Here is an 18,276-nt window from a genome sequence, read left to right on the forward strand (position 1 = left end):
GTTCTGCCGGCATGGGTCGCAGCGGCTGCGACGTGGATGCGGCAGGATAGCCCGACCTACAGGGAGATACTGCATGAACAATTCCATCGCCTGCCAATTCCGCGAGGGCGTGCCCACGGTCGAGGACTACTGCCAGCTGCGTGTACTGGCGGGCCTCAGCGCCAAGAGCCAGGAGGCGGCAACGCGCGCACTGCCCAATACGCTGTTTGGTGTCTGTGCGTACCAGGGCAGCGAGCTGGTGGCGATGGGGCGCATCGTGGGTGATGGCGGTTGCCACCTGCAGGTCTGCGATATCGCCGTGCTGCCACGGCTGCAGGGACAGGGGCTGGGCAAGGAGGTGATGCGCCGCCTGGATGGCTGGATGCAGGCGAACCTGCCGCCGTCGGCATACGTCAGCCTGCTCGCCGATGGTGAAGCGCATCGTTTGTACGCGCAGTTTGGTTTCGCGCCCACCGCGCCGGCATCGATCGGAATGTATCGCCGGTTCTGAGGTGTGGTCGAGGTGAGGCCATCCATGCATGGCGCGGATCTACTGCAGGAGCCCGGTAGATCCATGCCATGCATGAATAGGACGGTTTGACGGCAGATCGCAGGCAAAGAAAAACCCCGGCCGAAGCCGGGGTTTCAAATAATTGGCGTCCCCACGGGGATTCGAACCCCGGTCGCCACCGTGAAAGGGTGATGTCCTAGGCCTCTAGACGATGGGGACGCACGAAAACTTCAAGTTGTAGATGCTTCGACGGCCTAATGTCGAAGTGGTGGAGCCAAGCGGGATCGAACCGCTGACCTCCTGCATGCCATGCAGGCGCTCTCCCAGCTGAGCTATGGCCCCATGAAACTCCGGATGATCTGCCGGGAGCAGAGTCCGTTTTGAAACTGGCGTCCCCACGGGGATTCGAACCCCGGTCGCCACCGTGAAAGGGTGATGTCCTAGGCCTCTAGACGATGGGGACGCACGAAAAACTTCAAGTTGTAGAACCTTCGACGGCCTAATGTCGAAAGTGGTGGAGCCAAGCGGGATCGAACCGCTGACCTCCTGCATGCCATGCAGGCGCTCTCCCAGCTGAGCTATGGCCCCGTGTTACCGAGCCGCCTATCATACCTGCGTGTTCACGTTTGTGGAAGTCTTTTTTGAACTTTTTTCGTTCCGGTTCAACCGCAACCACGAGGGCAGGGGAACCGCAACGCCACAAGCTGAATGCCGGTAGGCGGTGAACAAAAAAGACCCGGTTATCGGCCGGGTCCTCGTTGTTCGTGATGAGTGGCGTCCCCACGGGGATTCGAACCCCGGTCGCCACCGTGAAAGGGTGATGTCCTAGGCCTCTAGACGATGGGGACGCAATTCTCATCAATGTTCTTTAGCGACCTTTCGACGGCCTAATGTCGAAAGATTGGTGGAGCCAAGCGGGATCGAACCGCTGACCTCCTGCATGCCATGCAGGCGCTCTCCCAGCTGAGCTATGGCCCCACGTCGCTGAGGAGCGAAATAATAGCCTTGCCCCAGGGGGTTGGCAAGCATTTGTTGCACTTTTCTTCACGTGCGCCGCAACGCCGTTATCGGTCGTCCATGCTTATGCATTGTCGTCGGTCAGTGCCGCCAGAATCGGGCACTGGTCCAGCGAGCCGTGGCCGGGGCAGGCGTCGACCAGCTGTGACAGCGCGGCGTGCATGCGCTGCAGCTCGGCCATCCGTCGCGCGATGTCCTGCAGGCGGGCCTGCGCAGTGTCGCGCACGCTGCCCATGTCCTGCTGATGGCGATCGCTGAGTGCGAGCAGTTCGCCGATTTCCTCCAGGCTGAAGCCCAGCGCCTTGGCACGGCGGATGAAGCGCAGCCGGCGCAGGTCCGGCTCACCGAAGATGCGGTAGCCCCCGGCCGAGCGGGCCGCTGTCGGCAGCAGCTGCTGCCGCTCGTAGTAGCGCACCGTGTCGATCGGCACGCCCGCCTGGCGGGCCAGTTGTCCAATGTTCATCGCGGATTCCTGCGGATGCTGTGGCCATTGTGAAGCCTTGAGTCTGGTCGAGGGTCAAGGCTTTGCGCCGATGTGCGCATTCAGCGCACTTTGCAACTTTCTTCATAGCCCTGCCGTCGGACCAGTTCCTACCCTTCGCCTGAACCGGCCATTCAATGGCCTGCAACGAACCGAGGAGGTGGTCAGTGGATGGAATCAGGAACGAAGGATTCGTCGAGGTCGCGGTGGTCGAGTACCCGGGAGGCGACCCGTCCGCGGCATCGGTGCTGGCGGAAATGGCCCACGTCGCCAATCGCCTCGCCCAGCAGCAGCGCCGACCGTTCAAGCGCGTACTGGTTACGCGCTGGATCGTACCGGCCAGCCAGACCGGCGTGCATCGCATTGCCGGTGCGGAAATGCTCGAAGCCGCCATTCCTGCGGTGATCGCGGTTCCCGGCCAGATCAGTCCCGGAACCTGCCTGCGTGCCGAAGAAGTCCTGCTGGACTGGCTGCGTGCCCACTACGACGGTGGCAGCCTGCTGGCGGCCGCCAGCGATGGGGTGAGTGTGCTGGCGCGTGCCGGCCTGCTGGCCGGGCGAACGGTCAGCGGGCCCGATCTGGTGCGGCATCCCGGATTGCAGGCGCAGTCGATGAGCTGGGTACCCAGTGAGCGTGCGCTGGTTGACGATGGCGATCTGCTGACGGTCGGCGGTTTGCAGGCCTGGCGATTCCTGGGCCTGCGGCTGCTGTACCGGCTGCACGGGCAGGGGGTGGCGAGCGCGGTCGCGCAACAGCTGGGCATCACCGTGCCAGCGGGCATCCAGCAGGATCTGGAGCGTTTCAGTGCCAATTTCGCCCATGGCGATCGCGATGTGCTGAAGGCGCAGCGGTGGCTGCATACCACTGCGGCACGAGGCGCCACCCTGGCGGCCATCTGTGAGGTTTCCGGGTTGGAGCCGCGCACGCTGCAGCGACGTTTTCTCCGGGCCACCGGTCTGCGCCCGATCGAGTACTGCCAGCGGCTGCGCATTGCCAAGGCCCAGACCCTGCTGCAACAGGGGGCCGGTATCGACGAAGTTGCCTGGGGCGTGGGCTATGCCGATCAGAGCGCTTTCCGGCGCCTGTTCCTTCGTATCGTGGGCATGACGCCGGCCAACTATCGTCGCCACGTCAGCAGCAAGCGGCGAGAGAGGCCTCTGATGCCCTCGGTCGCAGGCAGTCTGCGCGGGTTGCAGGCACCGTCGGGCGTGCAGTTGGGGCGAAGTGCCGCGTGATGCCTGATATCGGGCGGCGCTTGCAACCTGGGCGCGACGCTTCGACCATGCAGGCAGTGGACGATTGAGCAGGTGGATTGATGTCGAGTGTTGGACCGGTACCCATGCCGGTGGTGTTGATCCTCGTTTGCATGTTGCTGGCGATGGCTGTGGCCCGTCTGTGGCCACGGAGGGAAGACGAAAGACCGCTGCCATCGGCAGCAAGCATGGTGTTGGACATGCTGCTGATCGGCCTGTTGTGTGGCCGCCTCAGTTTTGTCGCCCTGAACATCGCGCTCTATCGCGAAGCTCCCTGGAGCATTCTGCAGATCGCCGACGGTGGCTATCACCTGGTGGTGGTGCTGGTGGCAGGACTGGCATGGGGTTTGTGGCGCTTGCGGCCGTGGCCCACGCTGCGTATGCCGGTGCTGATCAGCGCTCTGATCGGCGTGCTGCTCTGGGCGGGTGGCGGTCAGGTGCTGTCGGCCTGGCAGGAGCGGCAGATGCCATTGCCGGTGTTGCAGGTAACGGACCTTCAAGGCGGCGAGGTCGATCTGCAGCAGTTCCGGGGCAAGCCGCTGGTGCTGAATCTGTGGGCCACATGGTGCGGGCCCTGCCGGCGCGAAATGCCCGTGTTGGCGGTGGCACAGCAGGCACATGCCGATGTGCAGTTCGTGTTCCTCAATCAGGGTGAAACCCTGGATGAGGTCCAAGGTTTCCTCGCCAGCGAACGACTGGCGCTGGGCAACGTGTTGCTGGACGATGACACTGCCGCTTCAACTGTGCTGGGCGTGCAGGCCTATCCTTCCACGCTCTTCTTCGATGCCGACGGGCGCCTGCGTGAACTGCACCTGGGCGAACTGACTGCGGCCGGTCTTGAACACAAACTGCGCCGGCTGCGGTAGCCTGCCCGGGCATCTCACTACGGAGTTCCCATGTTGTCGACTTCCATGCGCATCGCTCCGGCGGTGCTGTTGCTGCCGGTCATGCTGGCATTGGCCGCCTGCAGCCAGGCCCAGACCCCACCGGGCAAGGCGGCCCCGGCAGCAACTGCTCCGGCTGCTGCGACCAAGGGTGACCGTCCTGCCGTGCTGAAGGGTATCGAGAAGCACGGTTTCGAGGTGGTTGCCGAGTTCGATGCGCCGGGTGGCCTGCGTGGCTTTGCGGGCGTGGTGGGTGGCCAGCAACCGGCCGCGGCCTATGTCACGGCCGATGGCAAGCACGTACTGGTGGGCAGCCTGTTTGATGCCGAGGGCAATGACGTCGCGGCCGAAGCCGTGGAGAAACTGGTTGCCGCGCCGATGTCGGCCAAGATGTGGACCAAGCTGGAGGCCAGTGCCTGGGTGCGTGACGGCAAGGCCGATGCGCCGCGCGTGGTCTATACCTTCAGTGATGCCAACTGTCCGTACTGTCACAAGTTCTGGGAAGCCGCACGGCCGTGGGTCGATGCCGGCAAGGTGCAGCTGCGTCACATCATGGTCGGCGTCATCCGCGAGGACAGCCCGGCCAAGGCGGCGGCCATCCTCGCTGCACGTGACCCGAGCGCGGCGCTGCTGCAGAACGAGCACGATTTTGATCGCGGTGGCATCAAGGCGCTGCCGAACATCAGCCGTGAGATCGCCGGCAAGCTCGACGCCAACCAGGTGTTGATGATCGAGATGGGCTTCCAGGGCACGCCGGGCATCCTGTTCCAGGACGCACAGGGCCAGGTGCAGCGTCGAGCCGGCCTGCCGCAGGGCGCTGACCTGCAGACGGTGCTGGGCCCACGCTGAGTTGCGCCTTTCATCGTGAATGACCCACGGGCCCGCATGGCAGCATGCGGGCCTGTTGCTTTCCGTGATCAGGAACGATGTGCGGCCTGCGCATCATCTGTTCGTCGTCACGTCTGAATAGTGACTGACATCAAGCCTCGCGCCTTGATTCCAATCAAGGCCAAAAACGACAGGTGAGCTAGCCTTTGACGCATGGATTACAGCGTCAACGCGCGATGGATGTCGCGCTCGCCAAGCCCTGATCGGGGCCGGTCGGCTCAGCCATTCACGACACTCTCACCCTGCGCTTGTTACCCAGACCGCTGCGGTCGCCACCTCTCTGGCAGCGCGGCCTTGATGGCGTCGACATCGGTACAGGCAGGGCAGTGTCACGGTCCTGTTGTCTGTCATGCGCAGGCTGACCGGTGTCGTCGACGCAGTATCCGCATTTCCAGCAACAGCGGCGCGAAGCCGGGGTGGCACATGCGTGCGTCCCGTCAGCGCGAATCAAGTGTTCGTCCAGGGAGGATGCAATGCGCGTGGCGGTACTGAGTCTGGCCTGCTTGACCGCACTGGCGATCACGCCGGCGTATGCACAGACAGTCGACAAGGAGGACGCACAGGCGCTGCGTCGTGAGATTGCGGCCATGCGCCAGGCGCTGGAGGGCATGCAGCAGCGGTTGGATCGCCTCGAGCAGCGCGATGGAGCTGTTGGGCCCGCCACTGCGCAGGCGCCCGCATCGGTGGTCGCGCCCGCCAGCACTACCCATCTGCTGCATCCCACCCAGGTGCCGGGCGTGGCACAACCCGTACTGCCGCAACGCGAATCGGTGGCCGATCCGTCCACCGCCGCATCGCGACCGGACAGTGCGGCTGGTCCAACCGATCCTGACCTGAAGGGCTTCTTCGCCATTCCCGGTACCGACACGGTGATCCGCATCGGCGGCTACGCCAAGCTGGATGCCATTGCCGATTCGCGTGCAGCGGGTGACGAGGATCAGTTCATTCCCTCGTCGATGCCGGTGGGTGGCAGCCATCGCGATGTTTCCAACTTCAACATCCATGCCAAGCAGACCCGCTTCAGCTTCGAGGCGCGGCGCCCGACCACGCACGGCAACCTGCGCTTCTACCTCGAGAACGACTTCTTCGGCAGCAGTGACGGCTACGAATTCCGCCTGCGCCATGCCTATGGCCAGCTGGGCAATACCTACGCCGGCTACGGCTACTCCAGCTTCATGGATGCGGACAGCCTGCCCGACACTTTGGATTTCGCAGGGCCTGGCGGTGCTGGATACCTGCTGGTGGCGGGCATTCACCACAGCTTTGCGATGGGCAAGGGCAACACCCTGACCGTCGCCGCCGAAGATCCGAAGACCGAACTGGCGGGTGCCAGCGATGAGCGGGCCGCGGTGAACCGGCTTCCTGATGTGACGGTGACCGCGCGCATGGAGCGTGATTGGGGCCACCTGCAGCTGGGTGCGGTGGCACGCAGCCTGGCCTATGACGGCGACGGCGAGCGTGACCGGCGCATGGCCGGCGGCCTGCAGCTCAGTGGTTCGGCATCGGCGGGCGAGCGCGACCTGGTGCTGTTTGGCGTGCTCGGCGGGCGCGGCCTCAGCCGCTATACCGCCGACCTGACCGGCTCCGGGCTGGACGCGGTGGTCGGTGCCGATGGCCGCCTCGACGCGCTCGACCTGCACGGCGGCTTCGTCGGCTACACGCATTACTGGTCCGAGCTGTGGCGTTCGAACCTGATCTTCGGCCAGCTGACCCTGGAGCGGAATGCCGCGCTGGCGGCCGAGGCTTTCCGGCAGAGCCGCTACGGCGTGTTCAACCTGATCTGGAGCCCGGCGCCCTCGTGGACGATGGGCATGGAGCTGCTGTACGGCCGCCTGGAACAGCAGGGCGGCGCGCGCGGCGACACGGTCCGGGTGCAGGGGAGCCTGCAATACAACTTCATCAAATAGACGCCAGCGGTCGTACGCCAGCGTAACCCGTCCCCACGCCCGGCTGCACCGGGCTCATGCCTGTACAGGAGATTGTCATGGCAGAAGCAAAGAAAATCGGGGTGGTCGGAGCCACCTTCCTCGTCGCCGGCAACATGATGGGCTCAGGCGTGTTCCTGTTGCCCTCCAGCCTGGCCAAGATCGGTACCGCCTCGATCTGGGGCTGGCTGATCACCACCGCCGGTGCGCTGTTGCTGGCCTTCGTGTTCGCCAAGCTGGGCAAGCTGGCGCCCAAGGCAGGCGGTCCCTATGCCTACGCGCGTGACTGGTTCGGGCCATACATGGGCTTCCAGACCAATACCATCTACTGGTTCGCCAACTGGATCGGCAACGTCGCCATCCCGATCGCGGCGGTCGGCTATTTCAGCTACTTCTTCCCGATCCTGTCCGAGCCGCTGGTGCGCTGCATCGCGGTGCTGATCCTGGTGTGGGCGCTGAGCTTCGCCAACATGATCGGCCCGGCCTTCGTCAGCCGCGTGCAGACGGTCACCACCAGCTTTGCGCTGGTGCCGATCCTTGGCATCGCCATCTTCGGCTGGTTCTTCTTCGATGCCGACATCTTCAAGGGTGCCTACAACGTGTCCGGTGAGTCGAACTTCGGCGCGATCTCCAGTGCTGCAGCCCTCACCCTGTGGGCTTTCATTGGTGTCGAGTCGGCTTCGGTGACTGCTGGCGTGGTCGAGAACCCGGAAAAGAACGTGGCCCGCGCCACCCTGGCCGGTGTGTTCCTGGCCGCCGTCGCGTACATCGCCAGTTCCTCGGTGATCATGGGCATGGTGCCGAACTCGGAGCTGCAGGTGTCCGATGCGCCGTTCGCGCTGGCCGCGGCCAAGGCCGTGGGTGGCTGGGGCGGTGCGCTGGTCAGTCTGTGTGCCTTCATCGGTGCTGCCGGTTCGCTGGGCGGCTGGATCCTGCTGACCGCACAGAGTGCCAAGGCGGCCTCCGATGACGGCCTGTTCCCGAGCATCTTCAGCAAGACCAACAAGGACGACGTGCCGGTCAAGGGCGTGCTGATCGTTGCGGTGCTGATGACCCTGGCGGTGCTGGTCACTTCCACGTCGGAAACCGCGTCGGCCCAGTTCGACGTGATCACGTCGGCTGCCGTGGTGCTGACCCTGCTGCCTTACATCTACTCGTGCGTGGCCTGCTACTTCGTGGTCGAGCGCTCGCACACCCTGGTCCACACCGGTGCGTTCTGGACCCTGACCAGCCTGACCGTTGTGTACTGCCTGTGGGCGATCTACGGCTCGTCGGGAACCATCGTGCAGTACGCCTTCCTGTTCGTGCTGTTCATCACCGTGTTCTATCCCTTCTTCAGCGAGGAGCGCCGCCAGCAGCGGCAGCGCGCCCGCGAGGCATCGGCGATCAGCGCCGGCGCCCAGCGTTCCTGAGTTCGACAAGGAGAATCAACGTGTACTTCAAGTCCCTGGACTATCCGGTCATTGTCATCGACAACGACTACGAGTCGCCGCGCATCGGCGGCATCCTGATCCGCGCCCTGGTGGAAGAGCTGCGCAGCAACGACCAGCGCGTGCTGTGCGGCCTGAACCTGGACGATGCCCGCGCCGGCGCCCGCACCTACGTGGCGGCCTCGGCGGTGCTGATCTCGATCGATGGCAGCGAAGAGGTGGATGGCGAGTTCCAGCGCCTGACCGCCTTCCTGCGCGAGCAGAGCGCGCGCCGCGCCAACCTGCCGGTGTTCCTGTACGGCGAGCGCCGCACCATCGAAAAGGTGCCGAGCAAGCTGCTCAAGTACATCCACGGCTTCATCTTCCTGTTCGAAGACACCAAGAGCTTCATCTCGCGGCAGGTGATGCGCGCGGCCGAAGACTACATGAAGAACCTGCTGCCGCCGTTCTTCAAGGCGCTGATCCATCATGCGGCCGAGTCGAACTATTCCTGGCATACGCCGGGCCATGCCGGCGGCGTGGCGTTCACCAAGTCACCGGTCGGACGTGCATTCCACCAGTTCTACGGTGAGAACACCCTGCGCAGCGATCTGTCGATCTCGGTGCCGGAGCTGGGTTCGCTGCTCGACCACACCGGCCCGATCAAGGACGCCGAGGAAGAGGCAGCACGCAACTTCGGCGCCGACCATACCTTCTTCGTCACCAACGGCACCTCCACAGCCAACAAGATCGTCTGGCACGGTACAGTGGCCCGCGGCGACGTGGTGTTTGTCGACCGCAACTGCCACAAGTCGCTGCTGCATGCGCTGATCATGACCGGTGCGGTGCCGGTGTACTTCACTCCCAGCCGCAACGCGCACGGCATCATCGGCCCGATCAGCCTGGACCAGTTCACGCCGGAGTCGCTGCAGCAGCGCATCGCCGCCAATCCGCTGGCCAGCCAGGCCTACAAGGCCGGTTCCAAGCCGCGCATCGCGGTGGTGACCAATTCGACCTACGACGGCCTGTGCTACAACGCCGAGAAGATTGCCGACGAGATCGGCAGTGCGGTCGACTTCCTGCACTTCGACGAAGCGTGGTACGCCTACGCGGCGTTCCATCCGTTCTACGAGAACCACTACGGCATGGCCAAGGGCAAGCCGCGTGAGCAGGATGCGATCATCTTCACCACGCATTCCACCCACAAGCTGCTGGCGGCGTTCTCGCAGGCGTCGATGATCCACGTGCGCAACTCGGCACAGCGCAACCTGGACGCGGAGCGTTTCAATGAGTCGTTCATGATGCATACCTCGACCAGCCCGCATTACGGGGTGATCGCGGCCTGTGACGTGGCCTCGAAGATGATGGAAGGCGACGCCGGCCGCTCGCTGGTGCAGGAAATGCACGACGAAGCCATCGCCTTCCGCCGCGCGATGCTGCACGTCCGCGATGACCTGGGGCGCGACGACTGGTGGTTCAGCGTATGGCAGCCGACCAAGCTCGAGCGCAGTCTGGACAAGGGCGATACGCCGGCGCCGCTGGTGGCCAAGCGCGAAGAATGGTACCTGCAGCCGGACGCCCACTGGCATGGCTTCGAGAACCTGGTCGACGACTATGTGCTGATCGACCCGATCAAGGTGACCCTGCTGACCCCGGGTCTGGCGATGGACGGCAGCATGGGCAAGCTGGGCATCCCGGCAGCGGTGCTGAGCAAGTTCCTGTGGGGCCGCGGCATCACCGTGGAGAAGACCAACCTGTACTCGGTGCTGTTCCTGTTCTCGATGGGTATCACCAAGGGCAAGTGGAGCACCCTGGTCACCGAACTGATGGCGTTCAAGGAGTTGTACGACCGCAATGCGCCGCTGAGCCAGGCACTGCCGACGCTGGCCGCCGATTATCCGAATGCCTACGCCGGCTGGGGCCTGCGTGACCTGTGCGACGCGCTGCATGCGTTCAACCAGGAATTCGCGGTGGCCAAGGTGATGCGCGAGATGTACGTGGATCTGCCGACGCCGGTGATGACCCCGGCCGATGCCTACAACCACCTGGTGAAGGGCGAGATCGAGCGGGTCGACATCGAGCAGATCAGCGGCCGCATCGCCGCGACCATGCTGGTGCCGTACCCGCCGGGCATTCCGACCATCATGCCCGGCGAACGTTTCGGCGACAGCGACGAGCCGATCATCCAGTCGCTGCGTATCGCCCGCGAGCAGAACGCCCGTTTCCCGGGGTTCGAGTCGGACGTGCACGGGCTCATCATCGAGCAGGAGGGTGATGCGGTGTCGTACAAGGTGGAGGTGCTGAAGGCCTGACCGGCGACGGTCGGCTCCTTCGGAGAGCGATGGATACCGCGCGCGAGCAACGCATCCTGAAGTTCTCGATCGGGGTCACCCTGGCGGTGAGCGCGGTCGGCTTCGGCGGTGGCCTGCTGGTGGGATCGCAGGCCATCCTGTTCGATGGCGTGTACAGCCTGGTCGACGTCGCCCTGACCCTGGTGTCGTTGTCGGTGCTGCGGCTGGTGGCGCGGGAACAAAGCCCGCGCTTCCAGTACGGCTACTGGCACCTGGAGCCGATGGTCGAGGCACTCGGTGGGGTGATCCTGTCGCTGGCCTGCGTGTATGCGCTGGCCAACGCGGTGATTGGTTTGACCACGGGCGGGCACGAAGTGAAATTCGGGCCCGCGTTGTGGTGGGCGGCACTGCTGAGTGTCAGCAACCTGGCGATGGCCGCATTTGTCGCACAGCGTGCGCGACACCTGCGTTCCGCTCTGTTGTGGCTGGATGTGCGAGGCTGGCTGCTGGGTGGATTGATGAGCCTGGCGGTGGTGCTGGCCTTCGTGCTGGCGCTGGTCCTGCAGGGGGGGGAGTGGCACCACTGGGTGCCGTACCTGGATTCGATCGTGCTGGCGTTGATCAGCCTGGCGGTACTGCCGGTACCAGCGCGCAGTGCATGGAAGGCCATGCGCGAAGTGCTGCAGGTGGCGCCGGATGATCTGGACCGGCGCGTGCAGCAGGTGATGCAGGCGTTCGTGGCGGAACGCGGTTATGCCGGTTTTACCAGCCACGTGGCGAAAATGGGGCGGATGCGCTTCATCGAGATCCACGTGCTGGCCGACCCGGCCATGCCGTTGGGTTCAGTGGGCGAAGTCGATGCGATGCGCGACGAGATCGCGGTGCGGCTGGATGCGCGCGGCAGTACCTTCTGGTTGACCATCGATTTCACCGCAGACCCGGCGTGGACGTGAGCCGGGAACGGTAAAGCAGAGCCCATGCTCGGCTGCCATTCGCGCTGAGCAGCCGAGCGTGGGCTCGGCTCTACACGTGGGCACGATCGTTGCGCATGGCGGACCGGACTGTTGCAGCGGATCGGTTTGACCTCAACTCTGGTTGAGGTCGCAGACTGCTTCGCATCCCCCACGAGACATGCGGCATGAACCTGCTGACTACCCCGGACCTCAGTCATGGCCTGCTGGAGCTGTTCAATCCTCCCGGCCTCTACGACCCTTCCGCCAACGGGTACTCACACGTGGCCGTGGTGCGATTGCCGGCGCGGGTGATCCATATCGCCGGGCAGGGCGGTGAAGATGCCCAGGGCCGTCTCTCACCCAGCTTCGAAGAACAGGTCGGGCAGGCACTGGACAACCTGCAGACCGCGCTGCGCTCGGCGCAGGCAAGCCTGGCCGACGTGGTACGGCTGCGTATCCTGGTGGTCGACCACGACGAGGACCGGCTGGGCATCATCGCCCATCAGGTGCGGCGGCGCTGGCCTGACCGCGCGGCGCCCACCTGCACGCTGATCCCGGTGCCGCGGCTGGCGCTGGACGGCATGTTGTTCGAGATCGAGGCGGAGGCCTATGCCGCCTAGCGCAGGTAGTACTCCACTGGCACCACCAGTTCCTGTGGTGCCTTCAGTTCATCCGGAATGCGCGGCAGCGGCTGCGCGCGACGGAAGGTCTGCAGCGCTGCGTCATCCAGCATCGGCTGGCCACTGGACTGCTCCAGTCGCAGCGCCAGCAGGCGGCCGTCGCGGTCGATGCTGGCCCTGACCCAGGCGGTGCCTTGTTGCCGGCGCGAGCGCGCGGCGGCGGGGTAATAGCGATAGCGCTCCAGCCGCGCCATCAGGCGGGCTTCCCACTGGTCGCTGGCGGCGCCGGCCTGGAAGTCTGCCGGTGGCGCGTCTGGAGCGGGCGGCGCGGCCGTGATCGATGCCGGTGCGGGACTGGCATCGGTCGCGGCCGCAGGCGGGGCGACCGGCAGCGGCTTTCGACCCGTCCCGCTTGTTTCGCTGGCGGCCAACTCGCCCTCGTGCGCAGCGGTGGGTTTTGGCGGCGGGGGCGACTTTGTCGGTTGCGACGCACGCGCGTGCTGCGCCTGGCTGGGGGTATCGGCCTGGCGCTCCTCCACGGGCTGCGGGGGCGTGGCCGGTGCCAGCAGGCGCAGGCTGATACGCACGTCCTGTTCCGGTGGCGGGAGCATGGGCGGCGTCGCGACCCAACGCAACAGCAGCAGCAAGGGCAGCAGATGCAGGCCGATGGTGATGGCAATCGCCTGCCAGTGTTGGCCGCGTTCACTCATCGGCCAGCACCCACAGCAGGTCGGCATCAATCGCATCGACGGTTTCACCCGGCGAGGCCAGTGCAATCACCAGCGCAGGCGTACCCGGTGACAGGTAGCCCGGTACCCCGGTACCCCGCAGGACATGCCAGCGACCCGCGAGCAGCAGCGCCGGCGCGGGCGCATCAAACAGCACCTTCGCCATGCGCGTGTCGCGGGCCTGCTGCACGGCCAGCATCCCATCCAGCATCGGTGCCGCGTCTGCATGCTGGGCCAGCACCACCGCCGACAGGCGCTGGCGGGCATCGGCCACCGGGAACTGCACGTCCTCAGTGGAGGCGAGCAGCAGGTTGACCTCGGCACGCGACAGGTTGCCGCCGAACAACGGCGTGCCTGCATCGGCAGCATCCTTGACCAGCCCGCCATACGCGGCCCACGGCCAGCGCGCATCCCAGTCCAGCAGCTCCTGCAGGCGTGCATCTTCGGCCCGGTTGCCCTTCGCCAGCCAGCGCTGCACCCGCTGCAGGCGTGGCTGGCGCTCGCTGGCGATCATTTCCAGCACCAGTGAACCCTGCGGACGCCGCCGCTGCAGGGCCTGCAGCAGCCAGCGCTGGGCGGCATGGTCTCCGGCGAGGTCGTGGCGTTCACCCAGCAGCAGCCGCTGGGCGTCCGCCGTACGCGTCACGAATGCGGTTTCGTCCAGGTGCTGGCCGTTGGCCAGGTCGATCACCGTGCCAGGCATCGGCTGCGCGCTGGCCATTGCGGCCAGCGCGAGCAGGCACAGCGGCAGCCAGGGGCGGCTAGAACGCCACGTTGACGCCCATCGAGACGGTACGGCCACGGCCGTTGCCGCGGTCCAGGATCGGACTGAAGATGCTGTCGATCGAGGCATTGTTGTCATAGGCTTTGTTCTGCAGGTTTTCGATGTTCAGCCACAGCGTGGTGTTGGCCTGGGGCTTGAAGCTGGCGTAGAAGTCCAGCAGCACGCCGGTGCCGCCGGTCTTGCGGGTCTGGAAGAAGTCGTAGCCTTCCTCGGTCGGCCCCGAGTACTCGGCGCGCAGGCCGGCCTGCACGCGCTGCTGCCACCAGCGGCCGCCCAGGTCCAGCGTCCAGTAGCGGTCGGGCAGGGCGGTGATGTCTTCCAGGTTGACGAATTCGATGGCGGGCGCACTCGTACGCGAGCGGGTCCAGCTCAGCGTGGCGTGGTAGCGCTCGCTGGCGTAGTGCGCTTCCAGCTCGATTCCGCGCATGCGCACCACGCCCGGGTGGTTCATCCAGCGCGTGGTGGTGCTGAAGTCCTCCACGTCCAGCGCATCGGTCCAGGCGGTGAGCTGCGGATCGCTGTCGATCGGTACCACCAAAGGCTCCACCTCCGGGGGGTGCACGATCAGCAGGTACTGCGGCTTGATGTAGTCGCGGATGCGGTTGTCGAAGCGGGTGACGCGCAGCTGCGCCAGATCACCGTCGGTCAGCAGCGAGGACGTGCTGAGGTTGGCGCCGAACTGCAGGTTGCGCGAGCGCTCGCGGCGCAGGAACGGATTGGCGCCAACGCCATCGGCATCGCTCATGCCTTCCAGTGGGATCTTTTCGAAGAACATCTCCTGCACACGCGGTGGGCGGGAGGTGCGCGAGACTTCGGCGAACAGCTGCAGCCAGCCAGTAGCCTGCCACGATACCGCCAGGCTGGGGCTGAGTGCGCGCTGTGTGCGGCGCAGGTCGATGCCGCCGCCGTTGATTTCGGCGCACTGGCCGGGGACATCCGAGCACACCGGAACGTGGCCACGGATGCCATAACGATCCTGGCGCAGGCCTGCAGTCAACGCGTAGACGTCGTACTGAAGTTCCAGCGTGCTGAACACGCTGTCCAGCTGGCTGCGTCCCTGCGGGTTGGCACCGCGCAGGATGGGCGTATCGGCCACATAGATGTCGGACTGGTGCTTGATGCCGGTGTTCCAGCGCGCCTGCAGCGCGCCGACATCGAAGCGGCTGGTGTTGTCCACGGTCCAGCTGCTCAGGCTGCTGTGGGTGCGGCGGCCGATGTAGCTGGACGCCTCCACCGGCGGATAGAACAGCCGGGTCTTGTTGCTGGCAAAAGTCGCGCGCAGGTCGATCCAAGGCGAATAGGGCGTGTAGCGGTAGCTGGCGCGTTGGTTGCGCGCGGAAATCTGCCACGGGTAGTTGTGGTAGAAGTCGTTTTCGTAATGCATGTGGCTCAGGTCCAGCCGATGCTGGTCACTGGGCTGCAGGCGTGCTTTCAACAGCCAGCTGCTGGGTTGCTGGCTGCCCGGGTCGGCGGTGTTCTTCTGCCCACGTGCGGTGGCGTACTCGCTGCTACGGCTGCTGCTGGCAGCGGCCAGCAGGCCGAACTGGCGGTCGCCCCCCTCTTCGCTGTGGCGCCAGGCACCGGCGAAGGTGCGGCCACTTCCGTAGCCGTTGTTGCCGTGGCGATAGCCTGCACGCAGGCCCCAGTCACGGCCCTCACCGAGCAGATCGTCGATATCCAGCGTGCGGAAGTTGGCACTGCCGGCCAGCGTGCCGGCGCCATCACCGCCGGCGAATGCACCGCGCTGCACGTCCACACCGGCCAGCAGGAACGGGTCGACATAGGCGAACGGGCCGCCTGAGCCATGCCCGGCATTGTTACGGAAGGTCTGGGTGACACCATCGATCATGGTGTTGACCCGGCCGGCACCGGTCATGCCGCGGATGTTGACCTGCAGGCCCGGCTGGCTGCGCGAATGGAAGCTGTGGGTGCCGGGCATCGAGCGCAGCAGGCTGTTGCCTTCCTGGCGTTCGGCCATCGCCACGCGCTCACTGCCGACCGAGGGCGCAAAGCCATCGCGGGTGGCCGGTACGTATTGGCTGGCGCCGGCACCCGGTGCCTGGCCGTGCGCGGTAGTGCCCTGTACCCGCAGCGGACCGGTGCGGCGGCTGCCATCGGCGCGTTCGGCCGGCGCCGGTTCCAGGGCGGCACGACGCGCATCCACGAAGCGCGGGCGCAGACCGCTGCCCGCCAGCAGGCGCGTCAGGGCCTGCGCATCGTCGAAGTCACCGCGCAGAGCCGGCGCCGAATGACCGGCAGGCAGCGTCGCGCTGATCACCAGATCGACACCGGTCAGCCGGCTGTAGGCGTCCAGCGCGGCGGCCAGTGGCTGGGCGGGCAGATCGTAGCTTCGAGTGGCGGCCTGCGCGTGGGCGCTGTTTGGCAGCAGTGGGATGGTGCTGGCGCAGGCCAGCGACAGGGCGAGGACAAGAGGGCGGGGACACAGCATCGGGGGCTCCAGGGGCTGACGCAGAGCGTCGTCATCCTGGGTAGACGCGGTGGTGGGCCCAATGTCAGGGTGCATCGCGCTGCTCCTCGCGCGGCGGCAACCACACCTGCATGCCCGCGCCGATACGCAGCACACGCACATGCAGCTGCGCGGCGAGCTGGTCGCGGTTGCTGGCGGCACCATCTGCATTGCCCAGTAGGGTGACCGGCCGTTGGCGAAGCCGTGCACCGACGATCCAGGTATGTCCGCCATGCCAACGGTCCAGCCCCTGGGTGACGTCGGCAAGCGGCGCCGAAACCCAATGCAGGCGCCGTTCGCGCCAGGCCAGGGTGCTGTCGTCTGCCGGATGTGCTGCAGCAGTCGCTTGTCCGTTGAAGCGTATCTGCTGCCCCTCACTGGCCTGCACGCTGGCGGTACCGCTTTCTACACGGACGCTGTGCTCGGTGACCGTGACCACGCTGTTGTCGCCCTGCACGGCCAGATCAAACGCGGTTCCCAGCGCAGTGACCGTGCCCTGTGGAGTGTGTACCTGGAATGGCCGGTCGGCATCGGCGGCGACCTTGAACCAGGCTTGCCCCCGCTGCAGCTGCAACTGGCGGCGCTGTGCATCGACGCGCACATGCACTTCGCTGCCCGGTGACAGCAGGACGTGCGAACCGTCTGGCAGGGCTTCGTCACGGATCTCGCCTGCGGCAGTGCGCAGTACCTGCGCGGCGGGTGGCGCGGCGGTGCGGCTGTACAGGCCGAGCGCGCACAGCAGCAGTACCGCAATGCCGGTCTCGCCCAGGCGCCGCCGCTGCCGCCGTTGCTGTTGCCGATGCAGACTGGGCAAGGTGGCACCGGCCTGCCACAGCTGCTGCAGATGCTGGTACTGCGCAACATGGCGCGGATCGGCCTGGCACCACTGGTCGAACGCGTTCTCGTCGCGGACGCCATCGTGTCCATCCAGCCACCAGCGTGCGGCTTCGCGCGCGATCGCGTCCTGGCTCATGCGCCGGGCACCTGCTGCAGGGCGACGAGGGCGCGCAGCAGATGGCCGTGCGCGGTCTGTCGGCTGATACCGAGCTGGCGCCCGATCTCGGCCAAGGCCATCTGTTCCACACGTGCCAGCAGGAACACCTGGCGCGAGCGCGGTGGCAGCGCGGCGATGATCGCATCGAGATGGCGCAGCTGTTCGGCGTCGAGCAGGCGCTGCTCCGGTAGCGGTGCAGGATCGATGAGGGCGTGCAGCTGCGCCTCATCCAGCGCTTCCTCACGACGGCGCTGACGTTGCCGGAAGTGATCCGCGATCAGGTTGTGGGCAACGCGGTACAGGTACGCGCGGCCATTGCTCAGCAGGCCGCTGGTGGCGACCTTGACGACACGCAGCCAGGTTTCCTGGACGACGTCATCGGCGTCGCTGTGTTGCGGGAGTTTGCGGCGGACATGGGCGTGCAGCGGCCGGTAATGGGCCGCGCACAGCTGCGCGACATCCGTCGGTTCGACAGGCGTGGACACGGGGCGGGCGACAACTGGGAAAGGGAACAGCCCGCGGCGGCAAGGGCAGCGGCTGCACCTTACAGCAAAAGAGAATCATTTGCATCTTTGATGCGGTGCGCAGTGCGCGGGGGCCACCGCCGCGTCAGCGCGGACGATAGTCGCAGTGGATCTGCAGGGCTTCGGTGGCGTTGTGATGCAGCTCGAAGCCGCACTGCTGCAGGCTGCGCTTCACCTGCGCGACGGCTTCGGAATGACGGGCAACGCGACGATCCTGCCAGCGCAGTGGGGTGAACACACCCAGGGGCAGCAGCCGCAGCCGCTTGCCGTGCAGTACCAGTGAGACATCGACATGACGGCCATCGATGTCGTGGCCGTTGGCACCGAAGATGGCATCGATCTCATCGCGGCGTTGCGGGTAGCAGGTGCGGAATGCTGCGATGCCGAGCCGTCGTACCGCGCGGCGGAAGCCACCGAGACGGCCGTGGCGGGGTTCGAAGCCACGGGTGAGCAGCAGGCGCAGCGCGGCAGGCAGCATCGCCTGCGCGTCGAGCAGGCGTTGCAGTACCTCTTCTTCCAGTTGGATGCGGGTGGAGGGCCAGCGCGGGGCGATGAGCAGTCCGTGGGG

The 18,276-nt window shown here is 65.8% G+C and carries 16 protein-coding genes and 6 tRNA genes; 9 read left to right on the forward strand and 13 right to left on the reverse strand.

The window, feature by feature from the left end:
* Positions 1-73: 73 nt before the first annotated feature.
* A complete protein-coding gene (locus tag N5J73_RS18665; RefSeq protein WP_049443549.1) occupies positions 74-490 on the forward strand; it encodes a GNAT family N-acetyltransferase in 417 nt (138 codons plus the stop codon).
* 143 nt (positions 491-633) lie between these two features.
* Here N5J73_RS18665 and N5J73_RS18670 read toward each other — a convergent pair.
* The 7 genes from N5J73_RS18670 to N5J73_RS18700 form a co-directional block, all read right to left on the reverse strand.
* Positions 634-709: transfer RNA gene (locus tag N5J73_RS18670), tRNA-Glu, on the reverse strand.
* 47 nt (positions 710-756) lie between these two features.
* Positions 757-832 (reverse strand) — tRNA-Ala (locus tag N5J73_RS18675).
* 45 nt (positions 833-877) lie between these two features.
* Positions 878-953 (reverse strand) — tRNA-Glu (locus tag N5J73_RS18680).
* Positions 954-1,002: 49 nt separating this feature from the next.
* Positions 1,003-1,078: transfer RNA gene (locus N5J73_RS18685), tRNA-Ala, on the reverse strand.
* A 184-nt stretch (positions 1,079-1,262) separates the two neighbouring features.
* Positions 1,263-1,338: transfer RNA gene (locus N5J73_RS18690), tRNA-Glu, on the reverse strand.
* A 54-nt stretch (positions 1,339-1,392) separates the two neighbouring features.
* Positions 1,393-1,468 (reverse strand) — tRNA-Ala (locus N5J73_RS18695).
* Positions 1,469-1,571: 103 nt separating this feature from the next.
* Positions 1,572-1,970, reverse strand: a complete 399-nt coding sequence (locus N5J73_RS18700; RefSeq protein ID WP_049449287.1) for a heavy metal-responsive transcriptional regulator — start codon at positions 1,968-1,970, stop codon at positions 1,572-1,574.
* Positions 1,971-2,155: 185 nt separating this feature from the next.
* On the opposite strand from N5J73_RS18700, the gene N5J73_RS18705 reads away from it, so the two are divergent.
* From N5J73_RS18705 to N5J73_RS18740, 8 genes are all read left to right on the forward strand, one after another.
* On the forward strand, positions 2,156-3,223 hold the full coding sequence (locus N5J73_RS18705; RefSeq protein ID WP_049449285.1) for a helix-turn-helix domain-containing protein: 1,068 nt from the start codon (positions 2,156-2,158) through the stop codon (positions 3,221-3,223).
* Positions 3,224-3,303: 80 nt separating this feature from the next.
* Entirely contained in the window at positions 3,304-4,107 is an 804-nt protein-coding gene (locus tag N5J73_RS18710) for a TlpA disulfide reductase family protein (protein ID WP_049449283.1), read from the forward strand.
* A gap of 30 nt (positions 4,108-4,137) precedes the next feature.
* A complete protein-coding gene (dsbG, locus tag N5J73_RS18715) occupies positions 4,138-4,974 on the forward strand; it encodes a thiol:disulfide interchange protein DsbG (protein WP_049449281.1) in 837 nt (278 codons plus the stop codon).
* Positions 4,975-5,486: 512 nt separating this feature from the next.
* Positions 5,487-6,920, forward strand: a complete 1,434-nt coding sequence (locus N5J73_RS18720; protein ID WP_049449280.1) for a DcaP family trimeric outer membrane transporter — start codon at positions 5,487-5,489, stop codon at positions 6,918-6,920.
* 77 nt (positions 6,921-6,997) lie between these two features.
* Positions 6,998-8,350 (forward strand): arginine/agmatine antiporter, encoded by a 1,353-nt coding sequence (gene adiC, locus N5J73_RS18725; protein WP_049449277.1) that lies wholly within the window; start codon positions 6,998-7,000, stop codon positions 8,348-8,350.
* A gap of 20 nt (positions 8,351-8,370) precedes the next feature.
* Positions 8,371-10,659 carry an Orn/Lys/Arg decarboxylase N-terminal domain-containing protein gene (locus N5J73_RS18730; protein ID WP_049449274.1) on the forward strand — a complete coding sequence of 763 codons (2,289 nt, stop codon included), beginning with the start codon at positions 8,371-8,373 and terminating at the stop codon, positions 10,657-10,659.
* Between the two features lie 29 nt (positions 10,660-10,688).
* Positions 10,689-11,591: a cation diffusion facilitator family transporter gene (locus N5J73_RS18735; RefSeq protein WP_049449272.1), complete on the forward strand. Its 903-nt coding sequence runs from the start codon at positions 10,689-10,691 to the stop codon at positions 11,589-11,591.
* A 185-nt stretch (positions 11,592-11,776) separates the two neighbouring features.
* A complete protein-coding gene (locus tag N5J73_RS18740) occupies positions 11,777-12,211 on the forward strand; it encodes a RidA family protein (RefSeq protein WP_049449270.1) in 435 nt (144 codons plus the stop codon).
* Here the strand turns inward: N5J73_RS18740 and N5J73_RS18745 are convergent.
* From N5J73_RS18745 to N5J73_RS18770, 6 genes are all read right to left on the reverse strand, one after another.
* Complete coding sequence (locus tag N5J73_RS18745; protein WP_049449269.1) at positions 12,208-12,921, reverse strand: energy transducer TonB; 714 nt, start codon at positions 12,919-12,921, stop codon at positions 12,208-12,210. The genes N5J73_RS18740 and N5J73_RS18745 overlap by 4 nt on opposite strands.
* On the reverse strand, positions 12,914-13,660 hold the full coding sequence (locus tag N5J73_RS18750; RefSeq protein WP_049449267.1) for a ChaN family lipoprotein: 747 nt from the start codon (positions 13,658-13,660) through the stop codon (positions 12,914-12,916). Before N5J73_RS18750 ends, N5J73_RS18745 begins: the two co-directional genes overlap by 8 nt.
* 40 nt (positions 13,661-13,700) lie before the next feature.
* Positions 13,701-16,172 carry a TonB-dependent receptor gene (locus N5J73_RS18755; protein WP_049449265.1) on the reverse strand — a complete coding sequence of 824 codons (2,472 nt, stop codon included), beginning with the start codon at positions 16,170-16,172 and terminating at the stop codon, positions 13,701-13,703.
* A 64-nt stretch (positions 16,173-16,236) separates the two neighbouring features.
* The gene (locus N5J73_RS18760; RefSeq protein WP_049449263.1) at positions 16,237-17,163 is read right to left on the reverse strand and encodes a FecR domain-containing protein; all 927 of its coding nucleotides are present in this window, start codon (positions 17,161-17,163) and stop codon (positions 16,237-16,239) included.
* Positions 17,160-17,669, reverse strand: coding sequence for an RNA polymerase sigma factor (locus N5J73_RS18765; RefSeq protein WP_049449262.1), 510 nt, complete (start codon positions 17,667-17,669; stop codon positions 17,160-17,162). The genes N5J73_RS18760 and N5J73_RS18765 overlap by 4 nt, the downstream gene beginning before the upstream one ends.
* Positions 17,670-17,793: 124 nt before the next feature.
* The coding region (locus N5J73_RS18770) for a hypothetical protein (protein WP_279941281.1) at positions 17,794-18,276 on the reverse strand (483 nt) is incomplete at its 5' end.

Origin of the sequence: Stenotrophomonas sp. GD03654 (genome assembly GCF_029845105.1) — a bacterium.
Lineage (GTDB): Bacteria > Pseudomonadota > Gammaproteobacteria > Xanthomonadales > Xanthomonadaceae > Stenotrophomonas > Stenotrophomonas africana.